General features: G+C 42.8%; 21 protein-coding genes. 1 reads left to right on the top strand and 20 read right to left on the bottom strand.

Features of this window, described 5'->3' with window-relative positions:
* Positions 1–34 precede the first annotated feature (34 nt).
* The 18 genes from KIT51_06750 to KIT51_06665 form a co-directional block, all read right to left on the bottom strand.
* Positions 35–775 carry an ABC transporter ATP-binding protein gene (locus KIT51_06750; GenBank protein UYN87944.1) on the bottom strand — a complete coding sequence of 247 codons (741 nt, stop codon included), beginning with the start codon at positions 773–775 and terminating at the stop codon, positions 35–37.
* Positions 759–2006: a nitrous oxide reductase family maturation protein NosD gene (locus KIT51_06745; protein ID UYN87943.1), complete on the bottom strand. Its 1248-nt coding sequence runs from the start codon at positions 2004–2006 to the stop codon at positions 759–761. Before KIT51_06745 ends, KIT51_06750 begins: the two co-directional genes overlap by 17 nt.
* A 32-nt stretch (positions 2007–2038) precedes the next feature.
* Positions 2039–2494: a nitrous oxide reductase accessory protein NosL gene (locus KIT51_06740; GenBank protein ID UYN87942.1), complete on the bottom strand. Its 456-nt coding sequence runs from the start codon at positions 2492–2494 to the stop codon at positions 2039–2041.
* The gene (locus tag KIT51_06735) at positions 2475–3059 is read right to left on the bottom strand and encodes a hypothetical protein (GenBank protein UYN87941.1); all 585 of its coding nucleotides are present in this window, start codon (positions 3057–3059) and stop codon (positions 2475–2477) included. The genes KIT51_06740 and KIT51_06735 overlap by 20 nt, the downstream gene beginning before the upstream one ends.
* A gap of 108 nt (positions 3060–3167) precedes the next feature.
* Positions 3168–5132, bottom strand: coding sequence for a Sec-dependent nitrous-oxide reductase (gene nosZ / locus KIT51_06730; protein UYN87940.1), 1965 nt, complete (start codon positions 5130–5132; stop codon positions 3168–3170).
* A 39-nt stretch (positions 5133–5171) separates the two neighbouring features.
* Positions 5172–5723 carry a fasciclin domain-containing protein gene (locus KIT51_06725; protein ID UYN87939.1) on the bottom strand — a complete coding sequence of 184 codons (552 nt, stop codon included), beginning with the start codon at positions 5721–5723 and terminating at the stop codon, positions 5172–5174.
* Positions 5724–5743: 20 nt separating this feature from the next.
* Entirely contained in the window at positions 5744–6202 is a 459-nt protein-coding gene (locus KIT51_06720) for a cytochrome c (GenBank protein ID UYN87938.1), read from the bottom strand.
* Positions 6203–6497: 295 nt separating this feature from the next.
* Entirely contained in the window at positions 6498–6680 is a 183-nt protein-coding gene (ccoS, locus tag KIT51_06715) for a cbb3-type cytochrome oxidase assembly protein CcoS (protein UYN87937.1), read from the bottom strand.
* A 3-nt stretch (positions 6681–6683) separates the two neighbouring features.
* Positions 6684–9107: a heavy metal translocating P-type ATPase metal-binding domain-containing protein gene (locus tag KIT51_06710; protein ID UYN87936.1), complete on the bottom strand. Its 2424-nt coding sequence runs from the start codon at positions 9105–9107 to the stop codon at positions 6684–6686.
* Between the two features lie 46 nt (positions 9108–9153).
* Positions 9154–9993, bottom strand: coding sequence for a universal stress protein (locus KIT51_06705; GenBank protein UYN87935.1), 840 nt, complete (start codon positions 9991–9993; stop codon positions 9154–9156).
* A gap of 150 nt (positions 9994–10143) precedes the next feature.
* Positions 10144–11040: a 1,4-dihydroxy-2-naphthoate polyprenyltransferase gene (locus KIT51_06700; GenBank protein UYN87934.1), complete on the bottom strand. Its 897-nt coding sequence runs from the start codon at positions 11038–11040 to the stop codon at positions 10144–10146.
* Between the two features lie 17 nt (positions 11041–11057).
* Entirely contained in the window at positions 11058–11381 is a 324-nt protein-coding gene (locus KIT51_06695; protein UYN87933.1) for a DoxX family protein, read from the bottom strand.
* A gap of 86 nt (positions 11382–11467) precedes the next feature.
* Positions 11468–12022 carry a glutathione peroxidase gene (locus KIT51_06690; GenBank protein UYN87932.1) on the bottom strand — a complete coding sequence of 185 codons (555 nt, stop codon included), beginning with the start codon at positions 12020–12022 and terminating at the stop codon, positions 11468–11470.
* Positions 12009–12473 (bottom strand): glutathione peroxidase, encoded by a 465-nt coding sequence (locus KIT51_06685; protein UYN88518.1) that lies wholly within the window; start codon positions 12471–12473, stop codon positions 12009–12011. The genes KIT51_06690 and KIT51_06685 overlap by 14 nt, the downstream gene beginning before the upstream one ends.
* 101 nt (positions 12474–12574) lie before the next feature.
* On the bottom strand, positions 12575–13105 hold the full coding sequence (locus tag KIT51_06680) for a GNAT family N-acetyltransferase (GenBank protein ID UYN87931.1): 531 nt from the start codon (positions 13103–13105) through the stop codon (positions 12575–12577).
* A 13-nt stretch (positions 13106–13118) separates the two neighbouring features.
* Positions 13119–14906, bottom strand: a complete 1788-nt coding sequence (locus KIT51_06675) for an arginine--tRNA ligase (GenBank protein ID UYN87930.1) — start codon at positions 14904–14906, stop codon at positions 13119–13121.
* Positions 14907–14986: 80 nt separating this feature from the next.
* Positions 14987–15964, bottom strand: coding sequence for a deoxyhypusine synthase family protein (locus KIT51_06670; GenBank protein ID UYN87929.1), 978 nt, complete (start codon positions 15962–15964; stop codon positions 14987–14989).
* An 80-nt stretch (positions 15965–16044) separates the two neighbouring features.
* On the bottom strand, positions 16045–17007 hold the full coding sequence (locus tag KIT51_06665; protein UYN87928.1) for an arginase: 963 nt from the start codon (positions 17005–17007) through the stop codon (positions 16045–16047).
* A 297-nt stretch (positions 17008–17304) separates the two neighbouring features.
* On the opposite strand from KIT51_06665, the gene KIT51_06660 reads away from it, so the two are divergent.
* Positions 17305–18699 (top strand): arginine decarboxylase, encoded by a 1395-nt coding sequence (locus KIT51_06660; protein UYN87927.1) that lies wholly within the window; start codon positions 17305–17307, stop codon positions 18697–18699.
* An 84-nt stretch (positions 18700–18783) separates the two neighbouring features.
* On the opposite strand, the gene KIT51_06655 is transcribed toward KIT51_06660, so the two are convergent.
* Both KIT51_06655 and KIT51_06650 read right to left on the bottom strand, forming a co-directional pair.
* A complete protein-coding gene (locus KIT51_06655) occupies positions 18784–20073 on the bottom strand; it encodes a hypothetical protein (protein ID UYN88517.1) in 1290 nt (429 codons plus the stop codon).
* A gap of 119 nt (positions 20074–20192) precedes the next feature.
* Positions 20193–20777, bottom strand: a complete 585-nt coding sequence (locus KIT51_06650; GenBank protein UYN87926.1) for a YceI family protein — start codon at positions 20775–20777, stop codon at positions 20193–20195.
* Positions 20778–20912 lie beyond the last annotated feature (135 nt).

Here is a 20912-nt window from a genome sequence, read left to right as displayed (position 1 = left end):
GTTCGTTAATAGTTGTTGGTTGTTGGAATTTCTATCATTTCAAATTTATTGCTTCAGGTATTCTTTTTTTTTCCAAGCTACGGATCATTTGTGCTATGGCTTTACCCAGGCGTGCTTCACCGGTAATATCCTTCAAGTCAGCAATAGAATTGTTGTAGCGCACATTGCCTTCATGCAGGTATACTACTTCGGTTGCCAGTTCATCCAGGTCGTTCATAATATGGGAGGTAATAATCAACAGCTTACCTTTTTCCTTTTCCTGTTGGATTTTATCTTTCAAGATCTCCACTGAAACCGGATCTAATCCTGCCGTGGGCTCATCCAAAATCAAAATCGGTGGGTTGAATAAAAAGGCCAGTGCCGCGCTCACCTTCTGGCGTGTTCCACCAGAAAGGGTATGCATGCGCTTATCCTGTATAGCCGTTAAAGCAAAAGCTTCCATTAGCTCTTCGTCCAGTAACAGTGGATTTTTTCGGATGTTACGCACCATATCAAATAACTGGCCGATGCGCATGTTCTCCGGGTAGTGACCAATTTGCGGCATATACCCAATCTTCTCACGGTACAACCAACTGTTATGGATGTTCGCACCATCAACTTCAATTTTACCTGTGGTGGGTACTACCATTCCCAATACGCTTTTAATCAACGTTGTCTTTCCTGATCCATTGGGCCCGATGAGGGCATATGATTTACCCAACGTAAAATCCAGACTTACCTCATTAAGCGCGCAAAGCTTACCAAATTGCTTAGATAATTTATAGATTGAAATCATAGGGTTTCATTCGTGGAAAGTCATCTTTTAAATTTTCAGGTGTTACGGCCGGCATAATGCGTTCGGCCCGGTCGAGCAGGAAAACCAAAAAGCTACGCCACAACAATACGGCTGTTGGTATTCGTTCAACGATCATGGCATACAAGTTTACCGGACGAAAGGGTACATCTCCGATTCCATCACGATTTAAATCATAGCCCTGGTATTTGTCCCAATAGTTATGGCTGATCGTATTGAGCACCATCGTTCCATTGGTAACCATATCAAATGTATTCGATTGAAAGTTGTTTTCAGAGAAAACATTATCATCGCAACTCGCCTGTAGCTTTATGGCCCAGCCGTTTTTTGAGAAAACATTATTCTTAAAACTGGTACGGCTGGTGCCTTCCATATAAATACCAATCGTATTCTGGTCGAATAAATTGTTTTCAACAAAGCTATCGCGAATGTCTTTGAGCAATAAACCGTATGCCGATGTTCCCCAGTTTTTCTCAAAGCGGTTATTCACCATTTTTACATTCTTTGTGTACATAACGGCTACCCCTGCTCCATTATCTTTGAACGTGTTGTTGGTGTAGTCGTCATCGTTTGAAAACATAAAGTGCAGGCCATAGCGTAAATTACCTTCACTTACATTTCCATCAATTACTGAGTTTGTTACAAACTCAAAATATATTCCATCGCGATGGCCATGGATAAAGTTATTCTTAATAACTGCATTGGAGCATTGCCATAAATGAATGCCGTTTCCGGTTTCATGATCGCTTCTTACGATTGCCCGTAAGGCATTGTCAACAACTTTAATATGATTCGAGTTAGAAACATGAATACCAAAGTAAGTACCAACTAGTTCATTGTTTCTAACTACCAGAAAATCAGCCTCGACCGCACCTATACCAGCCGGATCGTGCATGCTTGCCACACGGCTATTAATAATTTTAAAACCACTGATGGTAACGTGCCGCGCTTTCACCGTGATGACTTCGTGCCGGAACTCAGCGTCCAGCACTGGCTTGCTCTCCCCAATCAATACCAGCGATTTATTGATAAGTATATTCCCTTCGCGATACGTACCTGGCTTAACCAAAATAGTATCCCCTGCATCGGCTAACGCAATAGCTTGTGTAATGGTGGCTATTTTTCCATTAGGCTGGACAGTTAACCTTGAAGGTTGGGCATACGTCCAACCAAGGGTAACAATAAGGGTGATATGAAGCAGCGTATATTTCATATTGCGTGGCGACAATACTAAACCTGCAGGCGCTATTTAAACTGTGTTGTTAGTTCGCCCCACGTCAGGTAAATACCTTTCCATTGCTGGTTGTATTCATTTTTAGATTCATTCGTTTCAAAAGAAGCTACCTGGCTGGCCATGGGGGTTCTTATTTCAGGTGATCTGATAAAAAAAGCCAACGGTGCATCGATCAATTTTTCAGGTTGCGAAAAATCAATTACCAGTTTATGGGCCACATCGCGTTCTTCCAGGTAGCCCGAATTCAAAAAATTGATCATGCAATTCACATCATCGAATTTATAGATTTTACCTTTTGTGGTTACTACTTCAGCGCCAAAATGCTTATCCATTATCGTCATCTTGCACAAATGACAATTATCCTTTCCGTAAACGATAGGTTCGGGTTTAACGCTACACGCAGCCCCCAAGGCTATAAAAGTAAGTAAGAGAAAAATTTGAATCAGGTTATCCTTTAGCTTTTCCATATTTAAATATTTCGAGACCTAATACGACAAATATTGTTACACCAATAACTACAAAAATCCAACTGCCGATATCTGGTCCGGAAAAGGCCGTGAAGTTTAACAGTTGCTTAGTACCAATTAATGGAGGCTGATACGACATACCTGGCACAACTATAGGTGCCGTAGGATCAAGGTTGTGGCCATAATCATAACCCCACATATAAAAATCAACAAGGGCAAGAACTCCGGTTGCTACAATCAATAAAGCAAAAAATACCAGTACAATCCTTCTCCCTATCAGTGCTGTTAACAAACCTATACCCATCAAGGCCATTACAATATACTTCATGTACACAAACTCCGGGAACATGCTTACTTCAATATGCTTCATGCCGATGTAGTGGTTCAATGCGCTGATGATTTTTACGTCACCGGTAATATCGTCAATCCAGATTTTCATCTCCAACCCTTCCGGATATTGTGGTGCCCACATGAGTATTTGCCACAGCGGCACATACAGTGCACTAAGCATGGCCAGTGAAGCCACCGCGATGATGATGCGGGTTGATGTTTTTAATTTTTTCATTTTTTTCAGTTTTGGTAAGCGCCCCATCCCGATTCCATTAGCACAGCACCAGGATCGGGGCGCTTTTTTCAACCTGCAAACTATGAAAACACAAGCCGGTCAGTGCCACTATTTCTGACCACCTGTATCCCCGGTTGAAAACTTCAGTGGTGTGTTTGAGCCTGCAGGTGATACACGGGCATAGCCTTGCATCTCCTGGTGCAATGCCGAACAAAAGTCGGTACAGTAGAACGGGAACACACCTGCCTTTAGTGGCTTCCATAACAGGGTTTGTGTTTCACCCGGCATAATCAGTATCTCAGCATTTGTTGCCCCTTTTACGGCAAAGCCATGCGGAACGTCCCAATCTTGTTCAAGGTTGGTTACATGGAAATAAACATTATCACCCACCCGTATACCTTCAATGTTATCGGGTGTAAGGTGCGAGCGTATGGCTGTCATATACACATGAACATCATTTCCTTTGCGTTCAACGCGCGCCATTTTTTCACCTTTGGCGGCATACGGATGTTCATTGTGTTCAATCGGATAGATCTTCACGGATTTATCTTTAATCAAACTTGCCGGCAACGCTTCGGCATAGTGTGGCTCACCGATGGTAGGGAAGTCAAGCAATAATTGCATCTTATCACCATCAATTGAGTACAACTGAGCGCTTTGTGTTAGTTCAGGGCCAGTGGGTAAATAACGATCTTTAGTGATTTTGTTATAGGCAATTACATATTTACCATGGGGTTTAGCTGTTGGGCCGCCTGGTACACATAAGTGACCAATAGAGTAATAGGTAGGAACACGGTCAAGTACTTCCAATGTTTTTACATTCCACTTAACAATCTCTGAAGAAACAAAGAAGGATGTATAGGCATTTCCGTTTGCATCAAATTCGGTGTGCAAGGGGCCAAGGCCAGGTTTCTTCACTTCACCATGTAATGCCGACTCATATTTGATTACCGGAATACCACCAAAATCACCCTCATAATCTTTATTGGTAATAGCCGTTTGGATTTTCCCGAAAGAGAATACCGGCATAACAGCGGCAAGTTTTCCGCTACCTACAATGTATTCACCGCTTGGATCAACATCGCAACCGTGTGGCGATTTCGGACACGGAATGAAATAAACCACATCAGGCAATTCCATAACATCCAACACAGTTACTTCTTCTATAATGTTGCTGGTTGCTGTGTGTGTTTTTTCATCATAAACATTATGGGCATATCTGACTTTTTCTTTCTTACCCTTTCCCTGGGCTAAATATTCCTCAGCTTTCTTCCAGTTTACGGCCATAATAAAATCTTTATCATTACGGGAAGCATTTACTTCCAATAATGTATAGGCCTGTTCGGTATTGTAGCACGAGAAGAAGAACCAACCGTGTGACGGACCCTTGCCGGCACGGCTCAAATCGTAGTTGAAGCCCGGGGTGCGTAACTGAAACTCAATGTTCATGCGACCGGTTTCGGGATTAACTTTAATGAAGCTGATAGAGCCTTTGAAGTTTTCTTTGTAAGAACTGATGGGTACATCGCGGTTTTCCCCTAGCGGAACGCTAAAGCGTGTACCGGCAACAACATATTCAGTATTTTCAGTAATGAAAGGAGATGAGTGGTTTCCTCCACTATTCGGTATCTCAATAATTTCAACGGTGCGGAATGTGGTTAAGTCAATTCTACCAACCCTGGGTGTGTTGTTGGCATTGCCAAACAACCAACGGCCGTCATGTTCGCCTTTGGTAGTTGAAAGGGCCGGGTGGTGTAGGTCATCCCACGGAACAAAACCATGCGAAGTATTTAACATCGCCTTTGTTTCTTCGCTATAGCCATAGCCACTTTCGGGGTTAACGGAAAATACAGGAATATTTCTGAACAATCTGCCGGAGGGCAAACCATACACCGCCATTTGGCCATTGAATCCCCCTGAAACAAAGTTGTAAAATTCATCATATTGCCCGGGGGCCACATAAACTTTTGATGCAGCATCGCCCGTGGTAACAGCACCCGGGCCTTTTGGTTTACAACTTTCCACGATATAGAGCATGGAAAGCAAACCAAGTGAAAGAACAATTCGGTTCATTATTTTCATAGCATTACAGGATTTTAAATTAGTTACAGGTTATTTTTTATCAGGTGGAAGCAGTACCGCATCAATAACATATACTGTTCCGTTCGATGCACTTACAGAACCAATTACATTGGCGCCATTAATTGTGATTTTTCCATCCGGTGAAACATTTAAAATGACATTTTCCAGGTTGACCTGATTCAGGGTCATGCCATCACGTATCTGCTCTTCGCGTATGTTGCCAACATAAACGTGATACTCTAAGATGTGTTGAAGTGTTGCTTTGTTCTCCGGCTTCACCAGGTTTTCAACCGTACCGGCAGGCAGTTTAGCAAATGCATCATCGGTTGGGGCAAATACAGTAAAAGGCCCCGCGTTCGACAAGGCATCAACGTATTCCGCAGCCTGCAGTGCTGCCACCAATGTTTTATGAACATTGGAGTTTACCGCGATGCGTACCACATCCGGTTTGGAGGTTTCATCCTTAACCGTGGATTGACCACCGCCTGCCGGGGCAGCGGCTGTTGCCGTGCTGCTGTCGGATGCTGGTTGTCCGCAAGCCATCAGCCACAGCATGGGAATGTATATAAATAAATGTTTCATATAAGTTTGGGTTTTAGTTGCTATTGTTCGCCATCGTTTTTCCGCATAAACTCCAGTACATCGCGGGCATCACCGATCGAAACATTTTGGTTAGGCATGCGGGTTAAGCAGAGTTCGAGTAATTTCTGTGCCTCCTCATCCTGGTCCAGCATCACATCCACATTGGTAATCATGTTCATGATCCATTCTGGTTTTCTGCGTTTGGTTACGTCCTTAAAGCCTGGGCCAACCACACGTTGATCATCCAGCTTATGGCAGGCTGAACATTTCATTTCATAAATGTCCAGGCCTCGTTGTACCCTTTCCTGATCTAACGGGTTGTGTAGCGTGACATTTTTTACCTGACCAATACCTTTGGTTGGGTCAACAACTTCTGCCACGGCACTTTTGCTTTTCTCGGCAGTTTCCAATTTAGGTTTGTCGGGTGCACAAGCAGCCAACATCACCAGGGCGATAAACAGAAGAATTACATTTTTCATAGGCATTTGTATTTAGTTTGCAGTTGAAGTCGCTTTAATTTTGGCTCAAGTTAGGTTTGCCAAAACGCCTAACCTTATGACCCGAATCATAAAGTCGCTTTGATTTACATCATCCTAAACCGGTCAAAACCAGAATAACATAAAACCGAAATGCAGGGCTTAATACCCGCTTACCAACTGTAATTTGAAAGCGAAAAGCGAAACCTGAAAAAAGAAAATGTTATTGAAACTTTCTATGACAAAAGTCAGGAAATCAGGCAGGGTATGGTTAGCCGAAAAATACGGTCTAAAAAATTTAGGATTTGGTTGCTTCCTCCTTTACATCAGATTTTTTCTTTGTCTTATCTTCGAAGAGCATCCTTACCGAAGGTGTGTAGGTGTCATCGTACTGTCCGCTCTTCATGCTCCAATAAAATATTAACAGGAAAATGAAAGCAATGGAGATACTGATAAATATGAGCAGGATAATGATGGACATAACTCAGGTGTTTACTGTATAGCTTTTTAGCTGACTTTTGGCGGCAATATTTACCGCAACGGTAGTGAACACCACTACACTAATGCTGCTAAGCGGCATAAGTATAGCCGCCACCAATGGGGTAAGATGACCTGACACTGCAAAACTCAAGGCAATGGCATTATACATAAATGACAATACGAATCCGGCTTTTACAATAGTGGTTGCCGATTTGGCCAAAGTCAAAAAACGATCCAGTATGCCAATCTGATCACCCTGTAAAATCCCATCGCAAGCTGGGGTAAACACCCCGGTATCATCGGTTACAGCAATGCCCACATCGCTTTGCTTCAAAGCTCCGGAATCGTTCAATCCATCCCCCAGCATCATAACCTTTTTGCCGGCATGTTGCAGGTTGCTGATGAAATCCAGTTTATCATGCGGGCTTTGATTAAAAAGTAGTTGAGCGGTTGGGTGAAACAATGTACTCATCAGCACCTTATCAGCTTTACTGTCCCCCGAAAGCATCGCCTCACATTTATCCCCCAACCGGCCCAACATATTTTGAATATTTTTCCGGACTGCGGTACGGATACTAAAGTACCCGCGAACCTCTCGATTTATGGCAACAAACACCGTTGATGACGCATCGTCTATCCGTTCGTGAAACCCGGTAAATGCTGCGGAACCAAGGCGTATAAAATTGCCTTGCAAGTTACCTTCTATTCCTTTACCCGGCAATTCTTTAAAACCGGTAACAAAGCCAGTTGACCGCCTAAGTATATTTTTATGAATTAATTTGCTTAACGGGTGGGTAGAGTACCCGGTAAGCGTGCTAATCCAACCCAATTCTTCGTCCGAAAGTTCTCCAGTAAATTCAACTTCCGGATCAGTTCCATGTGTTACAGTGCCGGTTTTATCAAACACCACCGAATTAACGGTGGCCATCCGTTCTATAACATCGGCATTCTTTAAGTAAAGTTTATTGCGACCAAACACCCTCAGCATATTACCATACGCAAATGGTGCAGTTAAGGCCAGCGCACATGGACAAGCCACAATTAACACCGAGGTTATTATCAGCCATACTTGCGCAGGATCAACAATGTACCAATAAAGGGCAGTAACCAGGGTCAATCCAAGAATCACCCAGGTGAACCTTCGGGCTGCCCGATCAATTAACCGCTTGTATTTGCTTTCTTCCGGTTTTTGAAAGGCTTCGTTATTCCATAAACTGGTTAGGTGGCTTTGTGAAGTTTTATTCTCTACCACTAACCTAACCGGTTGGCCAATCAGTTTGCCCCCGGCATACACCAGTTCGCCTTTGCCTACTTTTACTGGTTTAGATTCGCCTGTAACAAAACTGTAATCGATAAATGCTTCATCATCAAGCAGGAGGCTATCAGCCGGAATAATTTCCATGTTACGGATTTTTACCTGGTCGCCCTTGTCCAGGTCGTAAACAACAACCGGCACCCACTCGTTTTCAGGGGTCGTGTTTTTTTCAAGGCGCAAAACAGCCAACGGAAAGTAAGCCTTAAAGTCACGATCGAATGCCAGGCTCTCGTACGTTTTGTTTTGAAACCATCGGCCAATTAACAGAAAGAACACGAGTCCGGTGAACGAATCCATGTAGCCGGGCCCATAGCCGGTTACAATATCCCATGTGCTACGCAGGAACAAAGCAACCAAACCCACCGCTATCGGAACATCAATGTTGATCTGTCGCTGTTTGAAACTTTTCCAGGCTGCGGTGAGGTAATCGATGTCGCTATACAGAAAAACCGGGATAGCCAAAGCGATATTCAACCACGAAAAAATATGGATAAGGTCTCCGTCAGCGGCTTTATCCAACCCAAGATACTCCGGAAAACTCAGCAGCATGATGTTGCCGAAGCAAAAACCAGCGATCGACAATTTCAATAACAATGGCTTATCGAACGTAGCAGATGCGTAGGTTTTAGTTTCAGCATCCAGGTTGATTTTAGGGGCATAGCCAATCGAAGCCATCAGTTTGGATACCGTACTTAAGGCAACCGCCTGCGGTTTAAAATCAATGGTAACGGTTTTCTGCACAAAGTTTACTTCTGAACGCAGGATCCCCCGCTCTAGCTTTTGCAGGTTTTCCAGCAGCCAAATGCACGAAACGCAGTGTATGGCCGGTACATAAAACTGAACCCTCGCAAATGTTTCGGAATCAAAAGTCAATATTTTCTTCCGGATGTCTTTCTCATCCAAAAAAGTGTAGGTTTCTTCTGAAACATAACGCAGTTGTGTACCGGGGTTTTTCTCAAAGTCGTAGTATGCACACAAATCGTTTGCGCTAAGTATCTCGTAAACGGTTTGGCATCCGTAACAGCAAAACGATTTATCATCCTTCCATAACGTATCGTCACAAGGCTGGCCACAATGATAACACGTAAGGTCTGTCTTAATCAGCGTTTCCATCAGGAAGAAGTTCGAACCCCGGGTTGGTTAAAGAATATGGAATACTTTATTTCTTGATTGTGCTGGTCCAGATCGGGCATTCAACGTGATTGACAACATCTTCTGCCACGCTTCCGCTAAAGAAGTGTGCCAAACCTTTACGGCCATGGGTGCCCATCGCGATCATATCGGCTCCAATTTCCTGTGCGAAATTGTTAACCCCGGCTTCTTCGTATGGATCGTTGAAGACATTAATCGTAAAATCCTTAAGCATGAAACGTTTGGCAAAGGCATTCAGGCGTTTCAGCGTGATGGTATCACGTGTAAAATTGGTAGGGGTATTAATCCACACAATATGCAGGGTAGCCTTAAAGAAATTCTGTAAAGCTTTTACCTTCAAAACCAAATCCTCCTGGTTTTCAGTATTCAGGGTATTGGGAAATACAATATTCTTGATGGAAGTGCCCTTAACATATTTTTTAATGGCAATTACAGGAACCGGTGAATTGCGAACCATTTTCTCTGCATTTGAACCAATCAAAACCTCCCGCACACCACTGGCACCTTTGGTTCCCATAACTACAAGGTCAATACCCTTCTCTTCTATGTAATCAAACAGCATGCGGCTTACAGGACCAAAAATTACTTTGCTCTCCACCTTCACTTTACCGGCAGCATATTTGTCGATAATTTTTTTAAACTGCTTCTCAGCCTTTTCGCGCAGTTCTTTAAACAAAGCTTCCTCAAATGCCATTACGGGCATCAGCACTGAATCGTGCAATACCGGTACTTCAACAACATTGATTAAATGAATCTCGCCCTTTGCCTGGGTGGCAATATCGAATGCAAACCGAAAAGCATTTACAGCTTGTTCTGAAAAATCGCAGGGAACCAGTATCTTTTTCATGACTTTCGGGGATTTATTTCTGACCTAAAATTATTAACCTTAAATTCTGTATTTAGTGACTGTAATCATAGCTAAAACTGATTAAAATCAATTAAAAATAAGCCACAACCCGCTAATGACAGAATAGAAATTTTGTGGTAAAAATGCCTCTTAGGCCATTAATTGGCCGAAACCAAACAAAAGCACAAACAACAAAGTAGACAATGCCATTTGCTTGAGGTAGGGATCCAATTCGTGCTCAGCTTTTTTTTGAACAGCCATACCGTTGCGAACAAAAAGCGGCACAATTAACAAAAAAAGGAATTGCCAGGCTGACGAAAATGCGACCAGGTTATAAATCACTGCCGACAAAAGACCACCCATCAACAAAAGCCAATGATAGCGCGCAGCCTTTTGCTTTCCGATGCGAACAGGAATAGAAAATTTTCCGGCAATCCTATCGGATTCAATGTCGCGTATATTATTAATATTGAGTACACCCATTGAAAAAAAACCGCAGCTCATGGCCGGTAAAATCTGTAGCGGGTTAACCTGCCTGGTAAACAGGTATACCGAACCCAGCACGCCCACCAATCCAAAGAAGATCAATACAGAAACATCCCCTAATCCCATGTAGCCATAGGGCTTTCTTCCTACCGTGTAGGCTACTGCTGCTAAAATGCTTAACAACCCCAAGCCAAAAAAGAACAGAAAGGCATTCCAGTTAAATCCGAAAGAAAGGAGGAGTAAACTAATTCCACTGGTAAGGCACAAGCCCACGAAAACAAACACAGCATTTCTCATTTGTGTAGGTGAAATGGCCCCGGTTTGGACAGCCCGGTTTGGTCCCTTTCTTCCGGCATGGTCTGCTCCGTGCACAGAGTCGCCATAATCATTGGCCAGGTTAGACAATACCTGAAGGAAGATGGTGGTTAATGCACACAGGATAAAAATGTCTGTTCGAAATGCGCCTTGCGAAGCAGCTAAAAATCCACCCATACCGATGCAGGCCAATGCCAAAGGCAAGGTGCGTAATCGAAAGGCCGAAATCCAGTTTTTTATTTCCATGGTTGCAACAAAAATAATTATTTATTCCTTAGGGCATCTATGGAATAACGGCCAGGTCCGATGAGAAAGATTGCCAGGTAAGGTATTAGAAATGAAATAGCGTGCTCGCGCTCAATAATGGATTGGCCGGCATGGGCATAAAATGTTGCTACCAGCATGGTAATGATGGATGGAATGAGTGACAAACGCGTGAATAAACCAAGAACAATAAAAACCGGGCAAATCAGTTCTCCAAAAATGGTAAGGCCTAACGAGGCAGGGCTTCCAATGTGAAAGGGATCAGGGAAAGATTGGGCACGTTCCGCAAAACCGGTAAATTTTTTCCAACCGTAGTGCATCATGAACAGGCCAGAAAAAAGCCGGAGTAAAAGTACACCGGCATCGATAGAAAAGGGTTTTATACTTATTAATCGGCCTAACACTATCCTTACAGAATTTTATCCATAATAGGCTTTTCGAAAGCCTTTGTGCTGGAGTTAAAAAAAGTAACGGTTACCCCATCTTCACTTACCAGGTATTTTGCAAAATTCCAATCAGGGGTTTTTCCGGTCTTTGCTTCCAACCACGTGTATAAGGGATGTCTATCCTTTCCTTTTACCGAGATTTTCTCAAACATTTGAAACGTTACACCGTAATTACGCTCACAGAATTCAGCTATATCCTGATTACTACCAGGCTCCTGCCAAAGAAAGTTGTTAGCCGGGAAACCAAGCACAATTATTCTATCACCATATTGCTCGTGTAACTTTTGTAAATCGGCATATTGTGGTGTTTTACCACACTTCGATGCCGTGTTCACAATCAACAACTTCTTCCCCTTGAATTTCGAAAAATCGATAATTTCACCATCAAGGCCCGGAATTTTAAAATCATAGATTGATCCTGTTGCCTGTAAAGGTTCAGATTTCGAAAGTTTGTTCGATAAGAATGCAGCTAATCCCATAGCGATAACAGTGAAGAGTATGATCTTAGTTAATTTCATCCAGTATCTGCTTATCCATCGGATTCACCTTTGAAGCAAAAAACTTCACGGTACCATCAGGTTTAACAAGGTATTTACAGAAATTCCAGGAAGGTTCGCTTCCGGTTTTCTCTTTTAAGAATTTATAAAGTGCATGTTGGTCATCACCCTTTACCGAGATTTTTTCAAACATCTGAAACTTCACACCATAATTTTTCTGGCAAAATTCAGCAATTTCAAGATTGCTGCCAGGCTCTTGCCCCCCAAAGTTGTTTGCCGGAAATCCCAGCACCACGATTTTGTTGCCATGCGTTTCGTGAAGTTTTTCCAGGTCGGCATATTGTGGTGTATAGCCGCACTTAGAGGCCACGTTTACAATCAGCAGGGTTTTGCCTTTGTATTTTGAGAAATCAATCAACTCACCATCAATGGAATTGATTTTAAAATCATAAACAGAAGTTGCACTTAGCATAAAGGAAGCAAAAAGTGTAATCAATAATTTCATAGCGGGAAGGGTTATGGTGAATAAACAAGCAGGATTGACAAAATGTTCAGAAAATAAAGTTACGGCTTTTAAGGGTTAACAGGCCGAAAAATCCTGAAAATATAAACGGGTATATTCTTGTAAAGGCTTTGTTTTTCAATTGTCATACCGTTTTTAAGGGCAACCTTTTGAGAAGGAACGTTGGGCAAACTAATAATCGAAATGAGCGACTCAGCGAAATCATTTTCAAAGGCATACTCCTTGCATTTCATAGCCGCCTCTGTGGCATAACCTCTACCCCAATAAGTTGGCAAAAGTGAATAAGCGATTTCAAGTTCTTGCTTGCCATCAACTTCCTGAACCAATAACCCTGCATAACCCACCAATAACCCTGATGATTTTTCAATCAGCGCATTCATTCCACCGAGATCGTTTTCGTATCGGTAAGCCTGTTTTTCAAACCACTTACTGCATTCTTCCTCGGGTGTACCCCGCTCTTCCGGCCAGTACAGATGGTTGTTGGGGTCGGTAAAAAACGGAAACCACTGATCTGCGTCAGAGGATTGGATTTTCCGAAAAAACAATCGTTCTGATTGCTTGTTTTCAAGAAGGTATTTCATGGCGCTATTTTAATTACATGCGCTCTGGAACATGGATACCCAACAGGTTCATGGATTTTTTCAAAACATTGGCAACAACAGCCGACAAGGCAATCCTGAATTTTAATTTAGCCGGGTCTGTTTCATTAAAAATTGGAATAGACTGATAGAACTGGTTATAAATTTTTGCCAGTTCATAGGCATAGTTAGCCATTATTGCCGGGGAATAAGCAAGTGCTGCTTCTCGTAACTTATTTTCGAATGTACTCAGTAAATAGAGTGCCGTACGCTCAGATGGCTCAAGCGATGCAACCGATGAAAAATCACCTTCGGATGTAGTGATATTCATCGACTCAGCTTTGCGCAGAATAGCACGGATGCGGGCATGTGTGTATTGAATAAACGGTCCTGTAAAACCTTGTAGTTGTATTGATTCATTCGGATCGAACAACATTCGTTTTTTAGGATCAACTTTTAGCAGGAAAAACTTTAACGCGCCCAAGCCAATCATCTCAAATAATTGTTGCGCTTCATCATCACCAAAGCCTTCTATCTTACCTAACTCACGCGTTTGCTTTTCGGCCTCTTTAATCATCTCTACCATCAAATCGTCCGCATCTACCACCGTACCTTCACGTGATTTCATTTTGCCGGTTGGCAAATCAACCATGCCGTACGACAGGTGATAACACTTCTTTGCCCACGCGTAACCAAGCTTTACGAGAATCAGGAACAACACTTTGAAGTGGTACTCCTGCTCGTTGCCTACTGTATATATCTGGCCTTCAATTTTAGGAAAATCGCGAAAGCGAAGAATGGCGGTACCAATATCCTGCGTCATGTACACCGATGTTCCATCAGAACGCAACAGTACTTTCTGATCCAACCCGTCTGCCGAAAGGTCAACCCAAACGGAGCCATCCTCTTTTTTAAAGAACACACCGGAATCAACGCCTTTCAGTACTTCATCTTTGCCAAGTAAATAGGTGTCTGATTCGTAATACAGTTTATCAAAATCAACACCCATTTTTTTATAGGTGGCCTCAAAGCCTGAGTATACCCAACCGTTCATCAACTTCCATAGGGCAACGGTTTCTTCATCCTTTGCTTCCCATTTACGCAGCATATCCACGGCCAATTGCATTATGGGCGCTTGCTTTTCGGCTTCCTCCTGGCTTAATCCTTTATCGACAAGTTCCTTTGTTTGGGCTTTATAATTCTTGTCGAACTCGACATAGTATTTACCAACAAGATGATCGCCTTTGATACCGCTACTCTGAGGTGTTTCACCGTTACCAAAAAGTTTCCACGCAGCCATGCTTTTACAGATGTGGATACCGCGATCGTTGATGATCTGCACTTTATGAACGGTGTAACCGATGGCTTTGTACAGTTCGGCTACGCTCCAGCCTAAAAAATTATTGCGCAAATGCCCGAGATGAAGCGGCTTGTTGGTATTAGGCGAAGAATATTCCACCATAATTTCCTTTCCATTCGCTGGAAGGGTTCCAAACTGCTTGTTTGCATAAATCGTTTGAAACATGTTTATCCATGCAGCATCGGCAATTACCAAATTCAAAAAGCCTTTCACAACATTGTACCGTGTTACAATGGTTGTGTTCGCAACCAGGTACTCCCCTATTGCTTTCGCAGTTTCTTCCGGATTTTTTTTAGAAACCTTCGTTAACGGAAAACATACCAACGTATGCGATCCTTCAAACTCAGCATTGGTCGGCTGCAATTGAAACTGATCAGCTGTATTATTGAAAAGTTGTAGAACAGCTTTTTGTATTTCGGAGCGAAGGGTAATATCTAAATTCATTAAACAAGAGTTGTTAGTTATTAGTTGTTAGTTGTTCGTGCGACACCAATATCTAACAACTAACAACCAACAACCCAATTTTACATATCAAGAATGTACGCAAAAATCAACGGAGCAACAATGGTTGCATCCGACTCTATGATATACTTAGGCGTATCAATGCTGAGCTTACCCCACGTTATTTTTTCGTTCGGCACGGCTCCGGAATAAGAACCGTATGATGTTGTTGAATCACTGATCTGGCAAAAGTAACTCCAGAACGGAACGCCATCACGCTCTAAATCCTGGTGCAACATGGGCACAACGCATATCGGGAAATCACCGGCTATACCACCACCTATCTGGAAAAAGCCTATACCTTCGGTACCGGCATTTTCAGTATACCAGTCGGCCAACCAAACCATGTATTCAATACCACTCTTCATGGTAGAAGGTTTAAGTTCACCGGTAACACAATAAGAAGCAAAAATATTTCCCATGGTTGAGTCTTCCCATCCCGGTACCACCATCGGTAAATTTTTCTCTGCGGCAGCAATCATCCACGAGTTCTTCGGATCGATCTCGTAGTATTGCTTCAACTCACCACTGTTGAGCAGGCGGAACATAAACTCATGGGGGAACAACCGCTCACCTTTGTCTTCAGCATCTTTCCAAACTTTAAACAGATGGGCTTGTAATCTACGGAAAGCTTCTTCTTCAGGAATGCAGGTATCGGTAACCCGGTTCAAGTGGTTTTGTAAAAGGTCCCATTCCTGTTCGGGGGTAAGGTCGCGGTAATTCGGGATTCTGCGATAGTGCGAATGCGCCACCAAATTCATAATATCTTCCTCCAGGTTGGCACCGGTGCAGGAAATAATATGAACTTTATTTTGGCGGATCATTTCGGCAAAGCTGATCCCAAGTTCGCCTGTGCTCATAGCACCGGCCAGGGTAACCATCATTTTCTTGCCCTCGGCAAGGTGTTTTTTATAACCCTTGGCTGCATCAACCAGTGCAGCAGCGTTAAAGTGCAGGTAATGCTTTTCAATAAAGGCTGAGATGGGGCGGTTTTGGCTCATAATTCTGAAATTTTGTGGGTGCGAAAATACAGAAACCCAGCAACATTTAAGATGTTGAACTTTGAATAATGAATTTGAGATTACTCCACCGTTACCGGCCGGTTAATGATCGCTTGCGTAGTGGCCTCTAAAATTTCAAAAGCATTTTCAGCCATTTGATTCTGGCTGTCTAATGTCGGGTTTACTTCCACAATTTCCCATGCTACCAATTTGGGGCTTTTTGCCAACTCTGCATTAAGGGTTTTCGCCTCATCAACCGTTAAACCATTTGGTACCGGTGTGCCCGTTCCGCTTGATATGCGGCTGTCCATGCTGTCAACATCAAACGAAACATAAATGTGGTCGCAGTGATCGAGCATTTGAAGTGCTTTGTGCGCAACAACCGCGGGCCCAAACTTTTTCACTTCATCCGTCTCTATAAAATTAATGTTGTACTTATTGATCAGGTAGTTTTCAGGTTTCTCCAGGTCGCGCACCGCGATGTACACGATATCTTCGGGATATACCTTTGCCCCCGGCATACCTACGTTTTTTATTTGTTCCCAGTACTCCAGGGTTTCTCCCCGTGGGTCGTTTACCTTACACTCCAGGTTATCGATGCCGCATGCCATGGCCAAAGGCATACCGTGCATGTTGCCCGAAGGGGTTGTAAACGGTGTGTGGATGTCGGCATGGGCATCAATCCATATCACCCCGAGCCGGGCGCCCGGGTTTGATTTTTTAATACCGGCAATTGTTCCATAGGCTGTGCTGTGATCACCGGCAAGTATCACCGGGAAAAAATCATCCCAAATGGTTTCGTACACTTCTAAGCAAACGCGCTCCTCCATAATCATTACGCCATCAATAAACTTGGCATAGGCGTGCTTGGCGCCATCGAAAAGCAGCTCGTTTACGTGTTCCACTTCAACGGATTCGTGCTGTTTAAAAAAATCCGATTTAAGGTCAAGGCTGGCAATTTTCATAGCCTCAACACCTAAGCTTGCGCCCCGGGTACCTGCCCCGATTTCAGACTTTACTTCTATGATTTTTATGGATTTCACGACTAAAGAGTATTTAAACAAATCTTAAAACAAACCAACCAACATGGAAAAAACAGGATAAAGTTTATCCGCCCTTAGAAATCGGGCAGGGCACGTAACCCAATGTAAATCAGGTCTAAAGGCAGTTTGTTGTATCGATTTATCATGCTTAGAATGCGTTGCAAAGATGGCAAATTTATGGCAATATTGCATCCTTTTTTAATTCGTTAATGGTTGCTGGTTATTCGTTGGTCACCTTCTAAGGGCGGCAACCCTAACTAAATACCAATAACGAATAACGAATAACGAACCACCACAATGAAGAGCTACCGCGAACTGATTGAACAAACCTTTGAGTTCCCGCAAAAAGAATTTAAAGTACGCGATCACGAATTACTGTTTAATGATGTACCGTTGATGGACATTATAAAAGAGTATGGCACACCGCTGAAGCTCACCTATCTGCCCCGCATAAGTGAAAACATCCGGTACGCCAAGGCCACTTTTCAGGCGGCCATGGAAAAGTTCAAATACAACGGAACGTACACCTATTGTTACTGCACGAAATCATCACACTTTTCGTTTGTGTTGGAAGAGGCCCTGAAGAACGATGTGCATATAGAAACTTCATCATCGTTCGATATTCCGATTGTGCGAAGCTTATTTGATCAAGGTAAAATCTCGAAAGACACCTATATTATTTGCAATGGTTTTAAAATGCCATTGTACCGGCAATACATCACCGAATTATTGAACGATGGCTTCAATAATTGCATTCCGATACTGGACAACCTGAGCGAGATTGATCATTATGAAGCACACGTTAACAAACCTTACCAGGTTGGCATACGGGTAGCAGCGGATGAAGAACCTAAGTTTGAATTTTATACCTCACGCTTGGGCATTCGCTACAGTGACATTAATTCGCTTTATAGAGAGAAAATAGAAAAAAGTGAAAAAGCATCCCTTAAAATGCTTCACTTCTTTATCAACACCGGGATAAAAGACACGGCCTATTACTGGAGTGAACTAAGCCGTTTCATTTTTAAATACTGCGAACTCAAAAAAATCTGCCCAACACTTGACTCCATTGATATTGGTGGTGGTTTCCCCATCAAGCAGTCGCTTTGGTTCAATTACGATTACAAGTACATGATCGAGCAGATTGTAGAAAACATCAAGTGGATTTGCGAAAAGAACAATGTAGCCGTTCCGAATATCTTTACCGAGTTTGGAAGCTACACCGTAGGCGAAAGCGGTGCCGTGTTATACCAGGTGGTGGATCAAAAACTGCAAAACGATAAGGAGCTTTGGTATATGATCAACGGCTCGTTTATCACACATTTACCCGATGCCTGGGGATTGAACCAAAAATACATCTTGTTGGCGCTCAATAAATGGGATGATCCCTACCATAAAGTAAACATGGGTGGCTTAACCTGCGACAGCCATGATTATTACAACTCCGAAGCACATACCGGGGAAGTATTTTTACCAATGATCAACGATGAAGAGCCATTGTACATTGGCTTTTTCCACACCGGTGCATACCAGGAATCATTAGGCGGGTATGGTGGCATTCAGCATTGCCTGATTCCTGCACCCAAACATGTGCTGATTGACCGGAATGAGGATGGCGAAATTTCAACCAAGCTATTTGCACCTGAACAAACGCAGGAGAGTATGCTTAAGCTTCTCGGTTTTCAGAAGTAACCTGAACAACATTCATAAAATTAAAGTCTATAACAAAAAAGGCCGGTTGATTAAACCGGCCTTTCACTTCATTATTAAGCTCTACTAGAAGGAGATTGCACCTTGAATAACGAATCCTTTAAAGTTACCTTCAAAAAACCTGTTGTTGGCACCCGTGTTCGGGAAACCATCATAATTTTGGTTCACATACTCACCCTTCAATAAAATGTTGCGGGTAATGAACCAACCACCACCAATGGACAGACGGTCAATGGTAACATCATATTGAATGCCGGCATTCGCTGCGGTAACACCTTCGGCAACAGTGGCATTTACGGTTATGTAACGGCCACCGAAATAGAATTTTTCGTTCTTACCAAAACGGTAGAGGGCTTCAGCGGCAATCTGGTCGGCTTTGCGATCGTCAATGGCCGCGCGGGCAGGGTTAGTGCCCTCACCATTTTCAAATTGGTTTTTGCCTTTCGCAAATTCAAACGTCCCGAATACTTCAAGTCCGCTGAATTTTATAAAAGGATTGATCACAAAGGTAGTTACGTTGTCGCGGAAACCAGGGTTAAAGCGACCAGAGGTATAATTACCGGTAACCGTAACGGGTGCATTGTCCATAACAAACTGGTAATTGGAGCCCGTACGGTCGCCACCAAAAATGGTATTGTTTACAGAGGATTTTGTGGAATAGAATGACCCAGTTAAACGCACCCTTAGGTTATCTTGCAATTGTTTATCGTATCCCAGTTTACCATAAATGGCAGGTTTACGTTTTGCACCGGCCGGTTGTGAAGGAGCAGCAACGTTGCCTTGTATTTCACCATCGGTCATGGCTATCATGGCTATGATACCATCTTTTTTCCAGTATAACTCGGCACCAATTTCAGTAGTAAATGCATCCATGATGTTGTTTTCAATCCAGGGGTTCCATAACGTATGGCCACCATCGCTTCTGCGGAAGTGAGCATCACCATAGTTTATTTCCATGTGGCCTACTTTCAAGGTTAAGTTTTTCCACAGGTTGTTCATAAACTCACTATTCAGGAAAGTAACTTTATCTACTTGCAGGTAACCACCTTTCACCCAAAATTCGTTGTGGTGGTGAGATGACATGTAAGAAACAAGGTTCAATGCTACACCATCGTACAGTTGCACATCAATGTTAAAGTTAGCTTGTGCCAGCGGAAAACCTCCACCCATTTCATACAATCCGGTGGGATCAATTCCGTTTTTATGCTTCAATTTTTGATACCCTTGGGTAAAGCCCGCACCGATGCGAAGCTTGAAACCATCATACTCAACAGTATCTTCCTTAGTAGTTTCGAATACATTTATTCCGCGTTGGTCATACGGACGGAAATATTGTATGGCCGGTTGTTGGGCCATTACACGTGAACCAAAAACCATTAGCATGGCTATGCCCAATAGTTTTATTTTAGTGACATTGGTTTTCATATTTGTTTTATGTTAAAGGTTAATTGTTAAAGTTTAAAATTCAGTTTGGGTTATTTGTTTGGTGTTAAGGTGATATCAAACCTTACGGTTACTTCTTCGCCAACTTTTATGGCTCCCATCATGGCCGTAGGCGGTGTCATATTAAAGTCTTTCATGTTCAATTTTTGTGAGCCTGAAATCTGCACATCGCCATTGGCAAGCACTTTAGCCTTGGCAACAAGCTCAATGGGCTTGGTTGCTCCTGCCATGGATAAGTTTCCATTTGCCGTTACCGTATACTCGCCACTTCCTGAAATCCTGGCGCTGGTAAGTTTATACTGAATGGTGGGGTTTTTATCGGAGTTAAAGGCTTCATAGGTTTTATTATCCATGGTTCTGCCTTTGGTGCTTTTTATTCCGGTAACCGGCATTTTTACCACAACATCTTTAATGGCTGTAAGCTGGCTACCATCAAGGGTTAGCGTTCCATTGCTCTCTACCTGGGTTACTTCCGATTCCCATTCGTGCAGGGTTGAACTGCCAATAACCGACATTTTAACTTGCTTACCTTTATAAAGCGTCTGTGCCTTAAGCATATAAGAAAATAAAAGCAATCCGGTAAGCAGAATGAGGTGGGGTACTGTTTTCTTTGTCATGGTTTTCTCGACCTGTTTATGTGCATAAAATTAGGTGTGGCTACACCGCAGCATGCTGATGGTAGTCAGTATAACCCTTGATTTAAATCATTAAATAACGGTGTTTTTATCAGTTTAAAGCCATTTGAACTGAAG

Source organism: Cyclobacteriaceae bacterium, from assembly GCA_025808415.1.
GTDB lineage: Bacteria > Bacteroidota > Bacteroidia > Cytophagales > Cyclobacteriaceae > UBA2336.
The sequence above is the reverse complement of the archived record's forward strand: the minus strand, read 5'-3'. Positions and strand labels throughout refer to the sequence as shown.